This window comes from Salinisphaera sp. Q1T1-3 (genome assembly GCF_003602005.1).
In the GTDB taxonomy this organism is placed as follows: Bacteria; Pseudomonadota; Gammaproteobacteria; order Nevskiales; family Salinisphaeraceae; genus Salinisphaera.
Map to the genome: position 1 here is coordinate 120,157 of NZ_QZWD01000005.1, position 13,077 is coordinate 133,233.

A 13,077-nucleotide genomic window follows, 5' to 3' on the forward strand; every position below is an offset into this window, starting at 1 on the left:
TGCGGTGTAACGCGACTCCAGCGTCGGCCGCGTAAGCTCTCGTCCATCGGTTCGCTCGTTTCGCCCGGTCGGGGCAGTGGTATCCTGAATTGTCTGCGTCCCTGATCGTCGATGATCCGCGTTCGCACGCGTCCCCGACGCGTGTCTGGTGGTCGGTCGCACTTGCCGGGGCGGCGTCCGCGCTGCTGCTGGCGATGGCCATGTGGGCGGTGCCGCTCGGGGCATCCGAAGCCCGCGCCTTGGCCGGCCTGCGCGATCTGGTCGCCCCGGGCACATCGATCTGGCGCGCGCTGTCGCAGTTTGCTGCCGACGGCCTGCCGATCGTAAATCTGGTGCTGGCCGGCGTACCGAGTCTCGTGCTCGGACCGGCGCTGTGGATATTGCGGTTACCGGATGCGCTCGCCGTGTTGGCGGCCGGTATCGTGTTCGCGACCTGTCTGCCACCACGCGCGCCCCGCGGGCTGGCCACACTGGTATTCGCGCTCTCGCCGCTGACCTGGTACGCGCCCGTGGCATCGGCCGGCATCGGTATCGACATGCTGGCCGGGCTCATCCTCTACCGGGCCCTGATCGTCACGCGTTCGCCGGGCCTGGGCGTGCGTCTACTCGCCCTGGCCGCGGTCACCGGGCTCGTCGTCAACGGCGTCGGGGCCTATGCGCTCGCGATCGGCGCCGGCGTGTTGCTGCATTCCGGGCTCTGTCACGGCAACTGGCGCGTGCTGGCCAGCACGCGCCTGACGGCGCTGGCCCTGATCGCCACGGCTGCGTTGACGCTGACGCCGCATCTGCAACAGCCGGCGCTCGCCACGTTCGTTCGTGCCTTCACGCTCGGGCCGCTGTGGTTCGATCTACATCCGGTCTGGGCGCCGCTCGTCGTGTGCTGTGTCGGGGCGCTGGTTCTGGGCGGGCTCTCGGGCGCGGCGCTCGATCGACTGGGCCATGGCGGGCGCGTTCCGCTCGTTGTGCTGATCGCGTTCATCATCGCCGCGACCGCCCCGATGGCCTCGCCCATCGGGCCGACCGTGATCGCGCCCCTGGTCCTGCTCTGGGCGGTCTCGTCGCTGACCGCCACGCGGTTGCACACGGTGACGAGCACGGTGCTTGCGCTTGTCGCGCTCGCGGTTGGCGGACTGCTCGTGGCGCGCCTGCGGCCGGTTGACGGCGCGCCGTGGCCGGGGCTGGACGTGGGGCTCGGCGCAGCGGCGGCCGGCCTGGTCGTGCTCGGCCTGGTGGCCGGCGGGCTGCGCTGGCGCGCCGGGCGCTCGGGTGCCGGCACCATCACGGCACTTGGATGCGGTCTTGGTCTGGCCTGCGCGGTGGCGATATGGATCGCCCATCCGGTGCGCTGGCTGCCGGCGCGTGTCTTCCATGCTCAGCTGGCCGCTGACATGCAGCCACTCGCCAAACGACCGATCGCTGCGGTATCCCCGGTGGGAGCCGTCTATTGGCGGATTGCGCTCGATCGCCCGATTCATCATGCCGAGGATCTATCGGCCGCATGTCGCTGGGCACAGAATCTGCCCGCCGCGTCGCGCCCGGTGCTGATGCTCGCGCCGGGCGTATTGACACAGGCCGGCGAGCCGAAGGCGTTCCATGCGGTGCTGCAGTCACCGGGCTCAGGTGAGAATTCGATCATCGTGACCGAATTCCGGCCGACGTCGACAGACTGTGGGGCTGGCAAAGCCGAGCAGAGCGGTTAGGCTGACGCAGATGGACGAAACACTCGATCGCAGGGCGCTACTGGCTGCGCTGGGCCTGACGGATTGGCGGATCCGCGATGCCGGTACCCTCGGCCTCGCGCGTGCGGCCGAGGCGGCCGATGAGCGATCGGCCGCCGCGCTTGGTCCGTCGATGCAGGACCCGGCACCGGACCCGGCCGAGACAGCGGGCGAACCGCCATCGACGGTCGAGCCCCCGATGGCCGCCCCGAGCGCGACCGATGAGCCGATCGACACGTCGCATGCGCCCGAGTCGTCGGCCGCAGCCGAGCCCGAGGCACGGTTCGCCTCGGACGCGGCAGCCGCGGCCATCGGGCCGACGCCCCCGTCGTCTTCCGAAGACCCGGCCACACTGGGCTGGGACGCACTCGAAGCCTGGCTGGGCCAACAGGACCATCGCGGGGCAAGCCGCCCGGTCTTTGGCATCGGGGCACGCGATGCCGATGTGCTCATCGTCGGCGAGGCACCCGGTGCCAACGAGGATGCACAAGGCGTGCCGTTCGTCGGGCGTGCTGGCAAGCTGCTCGATCGAATGCTGTTCGCCATCGGCTGTTCGCGTGAGACCAACGTCTATATCACCAATATCTGCAAGTTCCGACCGCCGGACAATCGCGATCCGAATGCCGACGAAGTCGCAGCCGACTGGCCGGTGCTCGAACGCCAGATCGATCTCATGCAGCCGAAGCTGGTGGTCGCGGTCGGGCGGATCGCCGCACAGACGCTGCTCGACTGCAAGACGCCGCTCGGCAAGTTGCGCGGCGCGCTGCATCGGTATCCGCGGCGCGATCTCGATGTGCTGGTGAGCTATCACCCGGCTTATCTGCTGCGCAGCCCCGACCAGAAGGCACGCGCCTGGGCCGATCTCAAGCGCATCGCCCGACATATCGGCTCGCTGGACTCGTGAGTGCGCGGCTCGATGAGACCTGGCAGATCCGTCGGATGCGTCGCGACGATATCGCCGCGGTCCGAGGCATCGAGTCCACGGCCTACGATTATCCCTGGAGTGAGCGGATCTTTCGCGATTGCCTGCGCGTGGGATACCGCGCCTGGGTGATCGAGCCCGTCGATGGACCGCTAGCCGGCTATGCACTGGCTTCGATCGCGGTGGGCGAAGCCCATCTGCTCAATCTCTGTCTGGCCGAGTCCGCACGCGGCCGTGGTCTGGGCACGCGTCTGCTGGATTCGCTCGTGGCCCAGGCGCGGCGTGAAGCGGCCGCGGTGGTGATGCTCGAAGTGCGCCCCTCGAACACCGCGGCTCGGCGGCTGTATGCACGCTACGGTTTTATCGAACAGGGCCGGCGGCCCGGCTATTATCCCGGCGAAACCGTCCGCGAGGATGCCTTGTTGTTGTCGCTGGACATTACGCCATGAGCCGATCGACGCCCCGGTTCTCCGCAGGTGCCCGCTGGGGCTGGGCATTCTACGACTGGGCGAATTCGGCTTTCGCGACCACGGTCGTGGCCGGCTTCTTCCCGGTATTCTTCAAGACTTACTGGAGTGCCGACTATCCGGCTGCGACGAGCACGCTGCAGCTCGGGCTCGGCAGCGCACTGGCCAGTTTTCTGGTTCTGTTCCTTGCCCCTGTCGGCGGCGCCATTGCCGATCGCGGGCATCGCAAGAAAGCCGGTCTCGGACTGTCGACCGGTCTGGCGGTCGGGGCGACGGCGGCGTTGTTCTGGGTCGGTCAGGGCGCCTGGCTGAGCGCGATGACGCTGTTCGTGCTGGCCTCGATCGGCTTCTTCATGGCGATGGTTTTCTACGACAGTCTGATCGTGGACGTGGCCTCGCCCGAGGATTATGACCGGACTTCGGCGCTTGGCTATGGCCTCGGGTATCTGGGCGGCGGCATTCTTTTGGCTGTCAATGTCGCGATGACGCTGCGTCCCGAAATGTTCGGCCTCGCCGATCGGACGGCCGCGGTGCGCTGGTCGTTCTTGAGCGTGGCGGTCTGGTGGGCATTGTTCTCATTGCCCGTCTTCGGATTGGCACGAGAACCGCGCGGCGCGGCTCGTGCGCCGATCGGCCGGGCGCTGATCGACGGATTGCGCGATCTGCGTGTCACGGTGGCCGAGATTCTCGCCCAGCGTGCGGTCTGGCTGTTTCTGTTGGCCTATTGGCTCTACATAGACGGCGTGAACACCATCGTGCGCATGGCGGTGGACTTCGGACTTTCGCTGGGGTTCGGTCAGGAGAGCCTGATATTGGCGCTCTTGCTCGTGCAGTTCATCGGTTTTCCGGCGGCGATCGCCTTCGGCTGGCTGGCCGCGCGCTGGGATACGAAAAAAGCGATCTATCTCGGTCTGTGTGTCTACGGCGCGATCTCGGCCTGGGCCTATTTCCTGCAGGCGGTCTGGCAATTCTATGCCATGGCAGTGGCGATCGGGCTGGTGCAGGGCGGCGTGCAGTCGCTGTCGCGATCCTATTTCGCGCGCTTGATTCCCGAAGGCAAGGCCGGCGAGTATTTCGGTATCTACAATATGCTCGGCAAGTTCGCCGCGGTTCTCGGGCCCTTGCTGGTCGGTGTCGTGGCCGCCGTTTCCGGCAGCGCGCGGCTGTCGATCGTTTCCGTGGTCATTCTGTTCATCGCGGGGGGATGGTGTCTGACGCGCGTGGAGTCTAGGACCTGTTAACACGTCCCGCGTGCGCCGCGCCGGCGCTCATTTTTTGCAAGACAAGGCATCGGGCGCGTACGGCCGTCATTCTGGCGTCGCGAACGACAACGCCGGATTGCGGAAAATGACCGCCGTCCCGTCGGGTGGCGTCCAACAACCGGCCGTGCGGCGTTGCACGGCTTGACCTTGGTGTGACCAAGGCCGGCGCCTTGCCTGGCCGGTTTCTGGGCGGCAACGCGGTCACGTGCGAACTGTTATTAACCCGGCCTAAAAATAGATGATTTTTCGGGTTGATAACGCGCGTGTGCGACAGCACGCGCGCCACGGCCAACGGCCGTGAAGCCATTGAAGATAAAAAGACGGACAAGTGCCAGCGTTTCTTTCGATGGCGTTGAAAACAGCTGACGTCGTCAGCTGTTTTGGTGCCGGATTAATAACAGGCCCTAGATTCGGAGTTCGACGATGTTCGCCTATCCGCTCGATGACGCGCTGCAGCTTACCCTGGTCGCACCTCGACATGGCCCCGATCTTTTCGCGGCCGTCGATGCCAATCGTACCCACTTGCGGCAATGGCACCCCTGGGTCGATCGCACACGGTCGGTGAATGACTCACGAGGCGCGATCGTCGCGATGCAGGCGGCCTACCATGCGGGCGGGCAAATGCAGACGGCGATCTACGAAAACCACGCTCTGGTCGGCATGGTCGGTTTCAACCAGATCGATGCCGGCAACCGGCTGGCCACGCTCGGCTACTGGTTGATTGCCGATGCCCAGGGCCGCGGCATCGTGACGAGGGCCTGCCGGGCCTATCTTGCCCACGGTTTCGATACGCTGGGGCTCAATCGAATCGAGATCCGTTGCGGGGTCGACAACGAGCGCAGTCGACGGGTCGCCGAGCGGCTCGGCTTTTCGCTCGAGGGCATACTGCACGACCGCGAATGGCTCTACGATCATTTCATCGATCATGCGATCTACGGGTTGAAGACGCCGCACGCCGCGTAGTCTCGTCACGGTATCGACAAACGCTGGTGGCCGTCTCTGGCTGCCGCGAACGTTACCCGTTGCCGGCGAGGTGGTCGTGTTCGTCGGCGGCGATCGTGCGTACGAGCTCGGCGAACTGGCGCGCCGAGGTCGACAGGGCTTCGCCGCGACGTGTGAGAATGCCGAAGGGCGCCATCACTTCGTCGAGCTGGACCGGCAGACGCACGATCAGCCCCATGTCGAGATAATCCCGCACCACCGATTCGCTCATCACCAGAATGCCGTCGCCGCGCCTGACCAGTTGCAGGGCCGCGAAAATCGAGCCGCATTCGATGGTATCGCGTGGCGAGACCAGGCCGCGGCGTTCCAGTTCTTTCTCGAAAGCCTGTCTGGCCGGCGTGGCCATCGGCTGGACCAGCCACGGCCAGTCCTCGAGAAGACGGGCGAGGTCCAGCCGCGACGTGCCGGCCAGTGCATGGTCGTGGCGCACCACCACGATCATGCGTTCATTGGCCAGGGGCTCGAAATCGAACTCGTTGTGTTGCAACGCCGCGGCATAACGCCCGATCGCCATGTCGATCCGGCTGCGGGCCAGCAGATCCAGCAACTGATCGCTGGTTTCGCCCATGAGCCGGATTCGCAGCAGGGGGCGCTGGCGTTTCATGTCGATGACCGCACGCGCGACGAGATCCGGTGCTGCACCCATGATGGCGCCCACCACCAGCTCGCCGCCGTCACCGTCGCGATACCGCTGCAGTTCCCCGGCGCACCGGTCCAGGCGGGTCAGGGCGTTGCGGGCGAAGCCGATCAGCACTTCGCCGAGACCGGTCGGGACCACACCGCGCGCCTCGCGCGTGAACAGCGTGCTGTCGAACGTGGTTTCGATCTCGCGCAGCATCCGTGTGGCCGCCGGTTGCGACATGTTCATCGCCTCGGCCACGCGATGCAGATTCCGGCGCTCGTCGAGCAGTCGGATCATCAACAGATGCTTGTAACGCAGGCGATTGAGCAGGGCGGTTTGAGAGACGGCTGCCACGACGAGCCCCGTTGAGAAGTGCGCGCAGAACTTAGCAATACCTTCATGCTATTGCTCGTATCGCGGCTGAGACATTGGTCTTAGAGGGTTGAAGACGGCATTGAGCCATCCCCTGTCAAAGCCTGCTGGGCAAGGCTTTGGTTTATCGATAACAAAAATGCATTGCTTTGTGTCGTGCGCGTATTGGCGTCTCGGGCAAGCCGGCTGGTTTTCTCGTTGCATCGAGAAAACCAAAAGCCGTTGATAAGGAGTTGCTCATGGCCATGCCGACCATCAAGCAGGTGCGTGCCTACACCGTTCGCGGTGGCGGGGCCGATTATCACGATCAGGGCGAGGGCCACTGGATCGACGGCCAGATCGCCACGCCCATGAGCAAGTATCCGGCCTATCGCATGCAGCGCCGCAGCTTCGGGCTCAACGTGCTGGGCACGCTGGTCGTCGAGATCGAGGCCAGCGACGGCACGATCGGCTTCGCCGTGACCACGGCCGGCGAGATCGGGGCCTATATCGTCGAGAAACATCTGTCGCGGTTTCTCGAGGGAAAAAAGGTCACCGACATCGAAAAGATGTGGGACCAGATGTATCACGCGACCCTGTTCTACGGCCGCAAGGGCATCGTGGTGAACACGATCTCGGGCGTGGATCTGGCGCTCTGGGATTTGCTGGGCAAGGTGCGGGGCGAGCCGGTGCACGCCCTGCTCGGCGGTCCGGTACGCGATGAGTTGACCTTCTATGCCACCGGCGCGCGGCCCGATCTGGCCCAGGAGATGGGCTTCATCGGCGGCAAGCTGCCGCTCAAGCACGGCCCGGCCGAATTCGATACCGGTTTGCAGGCCAATCTCGAACAGCTGGCCGACATGCGGGCTCGCGTAGGCGACGATTTCTGGTTGATGTTCGACTGCTGGATGAGTCTGAACGTGGAATACGCCACGCGCCTGGCCCACGGCGCATCCGAACTCGGCCTGAAATGGATCGAGGAGGCCCTGCCGCCGGACGACTACTGGGGCTATGCGGCATTGCGCCGCAACATGCCGGCCGGCATGTGGTCGACCACCGGCGAACACGAGGCCACGCGCTGGGGCTTCCGGATGCTGCTGGAAATGGACTGCTGCGACGTGATCCAGCCGGACGTCGGCTGGTGCGGCGGCGTGACCGAGCTGATCAAGATCTCGGCGCTGGCCGATGCCCACAACAAGCTGGTCATCCCGCACGGCTCGTCGGTCTATAGCTATCACTTCGTGATCACGCGCCACAACAGCCCGTTCTCGGAGTTTTTGATGATGGCGCCGGAGGCCGATCGGGTCGTGCCGATGTTCACGCCGTTGCTGGAGGGCGAGCCGGTGCCCGAAAACGGTCGCATCAAGGCCAGCGCGCTCGACGCGCCGGGCTTTGGGGTGACGATCGCTGCCGATGCCGATCTGGCTCGGCCCTATACGCACTGATCGGCCATGATCGTTCGGGCGTTTCGAATGCAGCTCTATCCCGGCCAGATCGACGCGTATCGACGTCGGCACGACGCGATCTGGCCGGAGCTGGCGGGCGCGCTGCGAGCCGCGGGCATCATCGACTATCGCATCTTCTGCGACGAGACGACCGGCACCCTGTTCGCGGTCATGACCCTGGCCGACGATCACAGGGCCGACGGTTTGCCGCAGGCTGCCGTCATGCAGCGTTGGTGGGCTCATATGGCGGACATCATGGAAACCGAAGCCGACGATGCGCCGGTCGAAGTGCCGCTGACGCCGGTCTTTTCACTGATCGAGGAGGGCGACGATGCGCGTGATTGATCCGCATGTTCATTTCTGGCGGCTGGATCGCGGCAACCAGCCCTGGCTCGAGAATCCCCAACCCAATCTGCTCGGCGATTACTCGCCGATGGCCCGGGATTTCGGGCCGGTCGAGCTGTGTGCCGCGGCCGGCGATATAGAGATCGAGGCCGTCGTGCATGTCGAGGCCGATGCCATCGATCCGGTCGCCGAGACCGAATGGCTGGCTGGTTTACCCGGCGCGGATGCCTCGCACGATCTGCCCAGCGCGCTCGTGGTCGGCGCTGATCTGTCGGCGCCGGACGTCGGCGAGACGCTTTCAAGACAGATGGCGGCCAGCGATCGGGTGCGCGGCGTACGCCAGATCCTGAACGTGCACGCCGATCCGTTATTCGATTACGTCGGCCGACATTACATGCGCGAGCCGGCCTGGCGAGCCGGTTTTGAACAGCTCGCCGCGCAGGGCCTGTCGTTTGATCTGCAGCTTTATCCGGACCAGATGGGCTCGGCCGCGCAGCTGGCAGCCGACTTTCCGGACGTGACCTTCGTGATCAACCACGCCGGCATGTATGTCGATCGACATACAACAGCCGGCTGGCGGGCCTGGCGCGACGGGCTGGCGGCACTGGCCGCACGGGCCAACGTGACGATCAAGCTCTCGGGGTTCGGCATGCTCGATCACGACTGGACGCACGGCAGCATCCGGCCGCTGATCCTCCAGGCCATCGATACGTTCGGCGTCGAGCGGTGCCTGTTCGCCTCGAACTATCCGGTCGACGGGCTTTATGCCGACTATCCGACGATCTGGACGGCCTATGCCGAGATCCTCGGCGGGGCGAGTGCGTCGGATCGCGCGGCGCTTTTCGCCGATAACGCGCGCCGGGTCTATCGCCTGGACGCGACATAACAAGACGAGACACAAAACAGAGGAGATTGCTTCATGGGCGCCGTGCTACTCGGGGTGTTCCTGCATTTCGTCGGCGGCTTTGCAGCCGGCAGCTTCTATATCCCCTACAAGGAGGTCAAACGCTGGTCGTGGGAAAGCCTCTGGATTCTCGGCGGGCTGTTCTCCTGGCTCCTGGTACCCTGGATCGCGGCACTCATCACGGTCCCGGGCTACGGTTCGATCCTGTCGAATGCCGACACGTCCACGCTGTTCTGGACCTATATCTTCGGCGTGCTGTGGGGTGTCGGCGGGCTGACCTTCGGCCTGACGATGCGTTATCTCGGTCTGAGCCTGGGCATGGCGATCGTCATGGGCCTGACCTCGGCCTTCGGCGCGCTCATGCCGCCGCTGTATCGCGATCTGTTCACCGACGCCACGACCGGTACGTTGAGTTACATGTTCTCGACGACCGGTGGGCTGCTCGTGCTCGGCGGTGTGGTGGTGTCGCTGGTCGGTATCGGCGTCTGCGGCCGGGCCGGCATGATGAAGGAAAAAGAGGTCTCGGATGCCGACAAGTATGCCGGCGTGGCTGAGTTCTCGTTGCCCAAGGGGCTGGCCGTGGCGATTGTCTCGGGCGTGTTGTCGGCGGCCTTCAACTGGGGCATCAACGCCGGCCACCCGCTGGCTCAGGCGGCCCTGGACAGCGGCGCCAACTCGCTGTTCCAGAACAATGTGACCTTCATGTTGATCATGTGGGGCGGACTGACGACCAATGCCATCTGGTGTGTCGCGATGAATATCCGCAACCGCAGCTACACCGACTACGTGAACACCGACACGCCGCTGGTGCGTAATTATCTGCTGTGCGCGATCGCCGGCACGACGTGGTTCCTGCAGTTCTTCTTCTACGGCATGGGGGCTTCGAGACTGGCCAACGACGCCAGCTCCTGGGTGCTGCACATGTCGTTCATCATCATCGTGTCGAGCCTGTGGGGGCTGTTCTTCAAGGAATGGCAGGGCACGTCCCGGACCAATCGCCAAGTACTGCTGGCCGGCATCGTGATCATCCTGGTCTCGGTGGTGATGGTCGGCTTCGGCAATTATCTGCGTTAACGAAAGGACGGGAAAACGCATGCTGCTCAATAATCGCAACGTCTTTGTCACCGGCGGATCGAAGGGCATCGGTCGCGCCATCGCGCTCAAGTGCGCCGAGCACGGCGCCAACGTCGCGATCAGTGCCGAGGACAGTCCCGAATCCCGCGGCGCCTTGGCCGCGACCGCCGAGGCTATCGCTGCCCACGGCGTGAAATCGGCCTGGATCGCTGCACCCGCGGAGGATCCCGAAACCGGGCAGCGACTGGTGGATACGGCCGTCCGTGCCTTCGGTCGGCTGGATACATTCATCAACAACGCCGGCATCTGTCCGTTCCATTCGTTTCTGGACATGCCACGCGAGACGTATCAGAAGACGGTCGACGTCAATCTCAACGGCGCTTTCTTCGCCGTTCAGGCCGCAGCCAACCAGATGGTCGCGCAGGGCGAGGGCGGCGCGATCGTCGCGGTCAGCTCCATTTCGGCGCTGGTCGGCGGCGGCATGCAGACGCATTACACGCCCACCAAGGCCGGCGTGCTGTCGTTGATGCAATCGACGGCCGTGGCCCTGGGTCCGCACGGCATCCGTTGCAACGCCCTGTTGCCCGGCACGATCGAAACCGACATCAATCGCGCCGATCTGGCCGATACGGACAAGCGGTCCTATATGGAAAGCCGCACGCCGCTCGGCCGACTCGGCGCGCCGGATGACCTGGCCGGACCGGCGGTGTTTCTGGCCTCGGATCTGGCGCAATACGTCACCGGCGCGGCGCTGCTGGTCGACGGCGGTCTGTTCGTGAATCTGCAGTAATTTCGCGGAGTAGCTCCCCATGGAACATCCCAAGAATCGTTTTCTCGCCGCGCTGGACCGAGCACCGGTGCACGGTTGCTGGCTCGGCACGGGCAGTGCCTACGTCGCCGAGATCGTGGCGACCACCGGTTTCGAATGGCTCCTGATCGACGGCGAACACGCGCCCAACACGGTGCCCGGCATTCTGGCCCAACTCCAGGCGATCGCGCCCTACGACACGGCGCCGGTCGTGCGTGCGGTCAATCACGACCCGGCGCTGATCAAGCAGTTGCTGGATATCGGTGCGCAGACGCTGATGATCCCGATGGTCGAGACGGCCGCACAGGCCGAGGCCCTGGTGGCGGCCACACGCTATCCGCCCGCGGGCTTTCGTGGTGTCGGTGGCGGTCTGATTCGCGCTGGCCGCTGGGGCGCGGTGGCCGACTATCAGGCTGAAGCGCGCGATGAAATCTGCCTGATCGTTCAGATCGAATCCCAAACCGGTGTCGAGAACGCCGAGGCGATTGCCGCGGTTGACGGCGTGGACGGCGTATTCGTCGGCCCGGCCGATCTGTCGACGAGCGTCGGTCATCCGGGGGCGCCCGGCCACGAGACCGTCCAGCGACTGATTCATCAGGCGCTGGAGGCGGCACGCCGGGCCGGCAAGCCGGCCGGGATTCTGGCGCCCGCCGCCTCGGATGCCGATGCCTACGGGCAGGCCGGTTTTCAGTTCATCGCAACCGGCATCGATATCGTGATGCTGGCGGATACGGCACGTGCGACCGCAAGACGCCATCGCGGCGGCGAGCGCGCGGGGGCAGGCGGGTCCGCAAGCCGGACCTATTGAGGGTCGTGATGGTCGCGCCAGACGAGATTCCGGCATGACGGCGCTCGATCGGGCCGTTGCAAAGAATCGTCGGCGACTGGTGCCGTTCATGCTCGCGCTCTATGTGCTGGCGTTCCTGGATCGGTCGAACATCGGTTTTGCCAAGGATGCCTATCAGCTCGATACAGGGCTGAGTAACGAGGTCTATGCGCTGGGTGCCGGTATCTTCTTCGTGCTCTATGCCTTTCTCGGCATGCCGGCCAATCTGATCATGCATCGCTGGGGCGCGAAGAAATGGATCGGCACGATCACGGTGCTGTGGGGCCTGCTGTCGGCCGCCATGGCCTGGGCCGATACCGAGACGAAATTCCTTGTCGTGCGTACGCTGCTCGGGGCGGTCGAGGCCGGCTTCTTCCCCGGCATGATCTATCTGACCTCGCTGTGGTTCCCGCGCGACAAGCGCGCCGGGATCATGGGCCTGTTCTACATGGGCGCGCCCCTGGCGCTGACTTTCGGCTCGCCGCTGTCGGGCGCGTTGCTGGAAATGCACGGCTTTGTCGGTCAGCCGGGCTGGTTCTGGATGTTTCTTGTCGAGGGGTTGATGGCCGTGGTGGCAGGCGTGTTCACGTTCGTCTGGCTGGATGACACGCCCGAGACAGCGCGTTTTCTCACCGGCGAGGAAAAACGTGTGCTGCGAGAGACGCTCACGGGCGAAAAGGCGGACGCCGCGACCGGCCGCATACGCGATGCCGCTCGACAGCCGCGCATCTGGCATCTGGCGATCATCTACATGACGATCCAGATCGCGGTCTACGGGCTGATCTTCTTCCTGCCGACTCAGGTCGCGGCCCTTCTGGGCACCGAGGTCGGCTTCCGGGCTTCGGTGGTCGCCGCCATTCCCTGGCTCGCAGCCCTTCTGGGCACGTGGCTCATCCCGAAATTCTCGGACCGGACCGGCGAGCGGCGCGTGACCGCGACTGTCACGCTGTTCCTGGCCGGACTGGGCATCGGCATATCGGGTCTTGTCTCGCCGCTGGCCGCCATCGTGGCGCTGAGCGTGGCCGCGATCGGTTTCATCGCGGTCCAGCCGATCTTCTGGACGCTGCCGACCCGGCTTTTGTCGGGGACCGCGCTGGCGGCAGGCATCGGTTTCGTCAACATGTTCGGCGCCTTCGGTGGCTTTCTGGCGCCGATGATTCGTGTTCGTGCCGATGCGCTGTTCGGCAATCAGGTGGCCGGGCTGATAACGCTGGCCGGAGTCGCGGTGCTCGGCGCCGCACTGCTCTTCGGGCTCGGCGGTGCGCCGGGGAAAACGCGGGCGACATCGGCATTTGGCAAGGTGGATGGATAGGTGCGCTGGCCGCAGCAGC

Annotated in this window: 13 protein-coding genes; 12 read left to right on the forward strand and 1 reads right to left on the reverse strand. The window is 65.1% G+C overall.

Going from position 1 to position 13,077, the window contains the following annotated elements; genetic code table 11:
- Positions 1-89: 89 nt before the first annotated feature.
- The 5 genes from D3260_RS06750 (at position 90) to D3260_RS06770 (ending at position 5,332) form a co-directional block, all read left to right on the forward strand.
- Positions 90-1,700 carry a hypothetical protein gene (locus D3260_RS06750; RefSeq protein WP_120097817.1) on the forward strand — a complete coding sequence of 537 codons (1,611 nt, stop codon included), beginning with the start codon at positions 90-92 and terminating at the stop codon, positions 1,698-1,700.
- A gap of 10 nt (positions 1,701-1,710) precedes the next feature.
- Entirely contained in the window at positions 1,711-2,622 is a 912-nt protein-coding gene (locus tag D3260_RS06755) for a uracil-DNA glycosylase (protein WP_120097818.1), read from the forward strand.
- Positions 2,619-3,089 (forward strand): ribosomal protein S18-alanine N-acetyltransferase, encoded by a 471-nt coding sequence (gene rimI, locus D3260_RS06760; RefSeq protein ID WP_233543991.1) that lies wholly within the window; start codon positions 2,619-2,621, stop codon positions 3,087-3,089. The genes D3260_RS06755 and rimI overlap by 4 nt, the downstream gene beginning before the upstream one ends.
- Positions 3,086-4,348: an MFS transporter gene (locus D3260_RS06765; RefSeq protein WP_120097819.1), complete on the forward strand. Its 1,263-nt coding sequence runs from the start codon at positions 3,086-3,088 to the stop codon at positions 4,346-4,348. Before rimI ends, D3260_RS06765 begins: the two co-directional genes overlap by 4 nt.
- A 444-nt stretch (positions 4,349-4,792) precedes the next feature.
- Complete coding sequence (locus D3260_RS06770; RefSeq protein WP_120097820.1) at positions 4,793-5,332, forward strand: GNAT family N-acetyltransferase; 540 nt, start codon at positions 4,793-4,795, stop codon at positions 5,330-5,332.
- A 52-nt stretch (positions 5,333-5,384) separates the two neighbouring features.
- Here D3260_RS06770 and D3260_RS06775 read toward each other — a convergent pair whose 3' ends face one another.
- Positions 5,385-6,347 carry a LysR family transcriptional regulator gene (locus D3260_RS06775; RefSeq protein ID WP_199671393.1) on the reverse strand — a complete coding sequence of 321 codons (963 nt, stop codon included), beginning with the start codon at positions 6,345-6,347 and terminating at the stop codon, positions 5,385-5,387.
- A gap of 257 nt (positions 6,348-6,604) precedes the next feature.
- Between D3260_RS06775 and rhmD the strand changes: the two genes are divergently transcribed.
- Genes rhmD through D3260_RS06810 form a run of 7 tightly spaced genes read left to right on the forward strand, consistent with a single transcriptional unit; the run spans position 6,605 to position 13,058 of the window.
- Positions 6,605-7,789 (forward strand): L-rhamnonate dehydratase, encoded by a 1,185-nt coding sequence (rhmD, locus tag D3260_RS06780; protein WP_120097821.1) that lies wholly within the window; start codon positions 6,605-6,607, stop codon positions 7,787-7,789.
- A gap of 6 nt (positions 7,790-7,795) precedes the next feature.
- Positions 7,796-8,134 (forward strand): L-rhamnose mutarotase, encoded by a 339-nt coding sequence (rhaM, locus tag D3260_RS06785; protein ID WP_120097903.1) that lies wholly within the window; start codon positions 7,796-7,798, stop codon positions 8,132-8,134.
- A complete protein-coding gene (locus D3260_RS06790; RefSeq protein WP_120097822.1) occupies positions 8,121-9,020 on the forward strand; it encodes an amidohydrolase in 900 nt (299 codons plus the stop codon). The genes rhaM and D3260_RS06790 overlap by 14 nt, the downstream gene beginning before the upstream one ends.
- Before the next feature lie 33 nt (positions 9,021-9,053).
- Positions 9,054-10,112, forward strand: coding sequence for an L-rhamnose/proton symporter RhaT (gene rhaT, locus D3260_RS06795; protein ID WP_120097823.1), 1,059 nt, complete (start codon positions 9,054-9,056; stop codon positions 10,110-10,112).
- 19 nt (positions 10,113-10,131) lie between these two features.
- Positions 10,132-10,902: an SDR family NAD(P)-dependent oxidoreductase gene (locus tag D3260_RS06800; RefSeq protein ID WP_120097824.1), complete on the forward strand. Its 771-nt coding sequence runs from the start codon at positions 10,132-10,134 to the stop codon at positions 10,900-10,902.
- 19 nt (positions 10,903-10,921) lie between these two features.
- On the forward strand, positions 10,922-11,728 hold the full coding sequence (locus D3260_RS06805; RefSeq protein WP_120097825.1) for an HpcH/HpaI aldolase/citrate lyase family protein: 807 nt from the start codon (positions 10,922-10,924) through the stop codon (positions 11,726-11,728).
- Positions 11,729-11,762: 34 nt separating this feature from the next.
- Positions 11,763-13,058, forward strand: a complete 1,296-nt coding sequence (locus tag D3260_RS06810) for an MFS transporter (RefSeq protein ID WP_120097826.1) — start codon at positions 11,763-11,765, stop codon at positions 13,056-13,058.
- Positions 13,059-13,077: the final 19 nt, after the last annotated feature.